Origin of the sequence: Rhizobacter sp. (assembly GCF_035702065.1) — a bacterium.
Taxonomy (GTDB): domain Bacteria; phylum Pseudomonadota; class Gammaproteobacteria; order Burkholderiales; family Burkholderiaceae_C; genus Rhizobacter.
The window spans coordinates 1-4767 of sequence record NZ_DASSRA010000323.1 but is presented as its reverse complement, the minus strand read 5'-3'; the positions used below and the strand labels follow the sequence as shown (position 1 = coordinate 4767).

Sequence of the window (4767 nt, the reverse complement as noted above, 5' to 3'; positions counted from 1 at the left end):
CGGCCGTGCACCATGCAGTAGAGGTTGTAGGGCCAGCCCGGCGCACGCTCGCGCCGGTAGCACAGCGTGACACCGCGCTCGCGTGCCAGCGCGGTGCCGAGAGCGTCGACCGCCTCGTCGGGCACGTCGAACACCGTCATCGCGTTGTGCGAGATGCCGAGTTCGTGGTGGCGCACGATCACACCGAGGCGGCGTACCGTGCCCTCGCGCTGCCAGCGCACCAGCGTGGCGAGCAGCGCCTCGCGCGTCTGGCCGAGCTGCGCCGCCCAAGCGTCGTAGGGCCGCGTGACCAGCGGCAAGCCAGCCTCGACCAGCGCGGCCAGCCCGCGGTCGGCCTCGGCCACCGGCTCGACGCAGGGAACGCTGGCGCGTGCCACCACGGGCGCGGCATCGCGTCGCAACTCGAAGCCGAGGTCGATTCGGTAGGCGCGCTGCATGCGCAGGCGCAAGGCCTTGAGGCCGGTGGCTGCCTCCAGCCGGTCGACCGTGGCGTTCACGGCGGCACGGTCACGGCCGGTGACGACGAACCACAGGTTCCAGTCGTGCTCGCGTTCGTAGTTGTGGTTCACGCCGGGCTCGGCCGAGACCAGCGCGGCCATCACACCGAGCCGTGCGGCCGGTGCAGCAAAGGCGCACAGCATGGCCGCACCACCGGCACCCGCACCCCACACCGCACCGATGCGGCTCACCGAGCCCTCGCCCTGCAGCAGGGCGAACTCGTGCAACACGGCGTCTTCGGTCGTGCCGAGCACGTGGGCGATGTGCTCGAAGGGCGCGGCCACCAGCGGGAAGTCGCGCTGCCAGTCGTTGAGCAAGGCCAGGCGAATCGCCCCTTGCGAGACCGGCAGAACCTGAAGGAGCGCACTCATCGCCCGCCTCTCTCAGAAGCCCACCCGCGCGGCGCGCGAGGTGAAGAAGATGCCGCTGGGTGCGTCGATGTCGAGCCGGGCCAGCGTGGCGAAGCTCGCGGTGTCGACGACGCTCACGCGGTTGTCGTCGCGTGCGCTGATCCACACGGCCTCGCCGCGCGGCGTGAACTCCATGTGCAGCACGGCCTTGCCCGGCTCCAGCGTCTGGATCACGCGCTGCGAGGGGGTGTCGATCACCTGCACGCGGTGGTAGTCGGGCACGGCGAAGTTGACCCACACCTGGCGGCCATCGGGCCGCGCCATCACGAACACCGGCTGGCCGGCGACCGCAATGCGGCCCACCTCTTGCCAGGTGCCGGTGTCGACCACCAGCACCTCGTGGCGCCCGATGGCCGGCAGGTAGGCATGGCGCCCCGCCACCGCCCAGCCGCGCAGGTGCGGCATCTTGTAGACCGGCAGCGGCTGCTGGCCGCGCCCGTAGCCGGCGAGGATGCGGCGCGCCGTGGGGGTTTCGTCCCACAGGTCGACGAGCGCGAGGCCGTCTTCGCCGAACAGGCCGGCGATGTAGTGCCGGCCGTCCGGCGTGACCAGCGCGTCATAGGGCTGGTGGCCGATGCCAGCCAGCTTGGTGAGCTTGGGCGCCGCCACGTCCGACAGGTCAGCGATCCAGATCGCGTCGGCATCGAAGAGGCTGAACGCGAAGCGCCGGCCCGGCAGATCGACCAGGCCCACCACGCGCGACAGCTTGCCGGGGGCGTATTCGGCCGGGACGTCGGCCACGAGCGCCAGCGTCTTCGCATCGAAGGCCTTGATGCCGCCGGGTTGGTAGTTCTGCGCGACGACCAGCGTGCCGTCTTGCGAGATCGCACCGCCGATCGAGTTGCCTGCCTGCATCACACGCGCCTCGACGCGGCGCGTGAGCAGGTTGACCTTGCTGAGCCCGCCGTCGCGCCCGAACACATAGGCGCTGGCCCCGTCGCGCGAGAACACCACCGAGGCGTGCGACAGGTCACCCAGGCCCTCGACCTCGCCCAGCAGCGCGCGGCGGCTGGTGTCCACCAGTGCGAGCGTGCCGCGGGCGCGCTCGATCACCACGCCCAGGTCGCCGGTGCCGCGCGGCGTGTCGCTCCAGCCCGCGCAGCCGCCCAGCACGGGCAGCGCAGCAAAGGCCTTGACGAGATCACGGCGCCTCATCGGGCGGCCCTCGCTTCGGCCGGGAAGCCGGTCAGCAGCTTCTCCGCAATCCACTGCGCTTCGGCTTCGCTGAGCATGGGCTTCCAGCCCGGCATCGGTGTACCGGGCCGGCCATGGAAGATGGTGGCGGCCATGGCCTCGACCGGTTTGTCGGCCAGGGCCTCGCGCGTGAGCGCCGGCCCCAGTCCGCCGGTCAGCTGCATGCCGTGGCAGGAGCCGCAGTCTTGCCGCACCATGCGCACCAGCTGCTGCGCTCGCTCGGGCGCCACCGGCGGCTCGGCGGCGACGCCGGCGGCCGGCACCAGCACGGCAGCCACCACCCACGCACACGAGACGCCCCCACCGCGCATGGGCCGCCTTCAGCTCTTCAGGATCAGTTCGACCGCGGCCTTCAGGTTCGCGTCGTCGATCTTGTCGGGCGGGTTGGGCGCCATGGGCACGGGACCGAAGACGCCCGAGCCGCCCTTGCGGACCTTCTCCATCAGCTTGGCCGTCACGTCCTGGCCCTTGTACTTGGCGGCGATCTCCTTGAAGGCCGGGCCGACGAGCTTCTTGTCCACGGTGTGGCAGGCCATGCAGCCGGCCTTGGTCATGGCGTCTTCGGTGGGGCCGGCGTGTGCGCCGGTGGCCACCGCAACCAAGCCCGCGAGGGTGAGCATTCTTTTCATGGGGGTCTCCTGAAGCGTGAACGAGCGACGGCAGGGAGCCGCCGCCCGCGAGAAGTCGTCAATACACGTCGTGCTGGGTGTTGTGCACGTTGAAGTGGCCGGTCGGCGTGATCAGGCGCGGGTCCTTGATCACGGCCTTGAGCTTGAGCGTCTTGTCGTCGACGACGACCAGCGCGCTTTGCTTGTTCTTGGCCGACCAGACCGAGAACCACACTTCATCGCCCGCCTTGTTGAACTCGGGCTGCACCACGCGCTTGGCGCCGTCGTCGGTGATGCCCGCCCATTCGGCGATGGGCAGCACGACGTAGCCCTTGTCGAGATCCTTGATGTCGTACACCACCACCGACTGCGAGATCTTCGGGTCGGGGTTGAGCGGCGAGTCGGAGTACAGGTGCGTGCTCTTCGGGTGGCTCTTGATGAAAAGCGCCCCGCCGCCCTGGCCCTTGAGCTCGGCGACCTTCTTGAAGGCGTACTCCTTGTGCTTCTTCGGATCGGTACCGATCAGCGAGATCGACTCGTCACCCAGGTGGCCCGTGGACCACACCGGCCCGTACTTCGGGTGGATGAAGTTGGCGCCGCGGCCCGGGTGCGGGATCTTGCCCACGTCGACCAGCGCGGCCAGCTTGCCGTCCTTGGCGTCGATGACCGAGATCTTGTTGCTCTGGTTGGCCGCCACCATGAAGTAGCGCTTGCTCGAATCCCAGCCGCCGTCGTGCAGGAAGGGGGCCGAGCCGATCTCGGTGACCTTCAGCGCGTCGAGGTTGGAGTAGTCGACCATCAGCGTCTTGCCGGTCTCCTTCACGTTGACCACGAACTCGGGCTTGAAATGCGAGGCCACGATCGAGGCGACGCGTGGCTCGGGGTGGTACTCCTGCGTGCCGACCACCATGCCGCGGGTGCCGACGATCTTGAGCGGCTCCAGCGTGTCGCCCTTCATGATCACGTACTGCGGCGGCCAGTAGGCGCCGGCGATCGCGAGCTTGTCCTCGTAGCCCTTGTACTTGCTGGTGTCGACCGAGCGCGCCTCGAGGCCGATGCGGATCTCGGCGACGTTGTCGGGCTTGGCCATCCACAGGTCGATCATGTTGATCTTGGCGTCGCGCCCGATCACGAACAGGTAGCGTCCCGACGCCGACGTGCGCGAGATGTGCACCGCGTAGCCGGTCTTGACGATGTTGATGATCTTCTTGGTGTCGCCGTCGATCAGCGCCACCTCGCCGCTGTCGCGCAGCGTCGTCGAGAAGATGTTGTCGATGTTGTAGCTGTTCATCTTCTTCGTCGGCCGGTCGGCGGGCGCGACGACGACCTTCCACGTCGCCTTCATGTCGGCGAGGCCCCACTCGGGCGGCACCGGGGGATCGTGCTGGATGTAGCGCGCCATGACGTCGACGGTCTTCTCGTTCATCTCGCCCGACGTCAGCCAGTTCGGCATCCCCGCCGGCGAGCCGTACGAGATGAAGACCTTGAGGTAGTCGGTGCCCTTGGCGATCGTGAGGTCCGGCGTCAGCGGCTTGCCGGTCGCGCCCTTGCGCAGCACGCCGTGGCAGCCGGCGCAGCGCTCGAAGTAGGTCTTGCGGCCGAGGTCGAACTCGGCCTGCGTCATCGCCGGCGCCTTCGGATTCGCGCTCTGGTGCATCTGCTCGCCGGCGAGGGGCGACGTGCCGGCCTGGTAGTTCACCTCGGGCTGGGTGACGCCGTGCTTCTGCTCGTCGGCCTTCACCTGCGCCGGCGGCTGCGTCTGTCGCGGCGACTCGTTCTGCGCCAGCGTGGGCACGACGATCGCCGTCAGGACTGCCGCGATGCACGTCTGGAGTCGGGTCGGTGTCATGGCATTCGGCTCGTTGCTGCGGGGTGCGCAATGGTCGCGGCGAAGCGGCGGCGCGACCTTGAAGCAGTTCAAGGACGCACGCGGTCGCGACGCGAACAATCGCCCGCCATGACGAGCCTGCACGAGACGCTGCACTTGTCGCGAGCCCGCGCAAGCGCGCAACCGGCGAAGGTGACGCTCGTCGGCGCCGGCCCCGGCGATCCCGACC

The 4767-nt window shown here is 69.1% G+C and carries 5 protein-coding genes; all 5 read right to left on the bottom strand.

Annotation, left to right across the window (positions count from 1 at the left end):
- The coding region (gene ahbB, locus VFL64_RS14425) for a siroheme decarboxylase subunit beta (RefSeq protein ID WP_489541075.1) at nt 1-869 on the bottom strand (869 nt) is incomplete at its 3' end.
- A 12-nt stretch (nt 870-881) separates the two neighbouring features.
- Nucleotides 882-2063, bottom strand: a complete 1182-nt coding sequence (locus VFL64_RS14420; RefSeq protein ID WP_489541074.1) for a cytochrome D1 domain-containing protein — start codon at nt 2061-2063, stop codon at nt 882-884.
- Nucleotides 2060-2413: a c-type cytochrome gene (locus VFL64_RS14415; protein ID WP_489541073.1), complete on the bottom strand. Its 354-nt coding sequence runs from the start codon at nt 2411-2413 to the stop codon at nt 2060-2062. The genes VFL64_RS14420 and VFL64_RS14415 overlap by 4 nt, the downstream gene beginning before the upstream one ends.
- A 9-nt stretch (nt 2414-2422) precedes the next feature.
- Nucleotides 2423-2731, bottom strand: coding sequence for a c-type cytochrome (locus VFL64_RS14410; RefSeq protein ID WP_489541072.1), 309 nt, complete (start codon nt 2729-2731; stop codon nt 2423-2425).
- A 58-nt stretch (nt 2732-2789) separates the two neighbouring features.
- A complete protein-coding gene (locus VFL64_RS14405; RefSeq protein WP_489541071.1) occupies nt 2790-4559 on the bottom strand; it encodes a cytochrome D1 domain-containing protein in 1770 nt (589 codons plus the stop codon).
- Between the last annotated feature and the right edge of the window lie 208 nt (nt 4560-4767).

Bases quoted from the DNA above. Each gene is read 5' to 3' on its own strand.
- VFL64_RS14420 (WP_489541074.1), bottom strand. From the start codon at position 2,063: ATGAGGCGCCGTGATCTCGTCAAGGCCTTTGCTGCGCTGCCCGTGCTG.
- VFL64_RS14415 (WP_489541073.1), bottom strand. From the start codon at position 2,413: ATGCGCGGTGGGGGCGTCTCGTGTGCGTGGGTGGTGGCTGCCGTGCTG.
- VFL64_RS14410 (WP_489541072.1), bottom strand. From the start codon at position 2,731: ATGAAAAGAATGCTCACCCTCGCGGGCTTGGTTGCGGTGGCCACCGGC.
- VFL64_RS14405 (WP_489541071.1), bottom strand. From the start codon at position 4,559: ATGACACCGACCCGACTCCAGACGTGCATCGCGGCAGTCCTGACGGCG.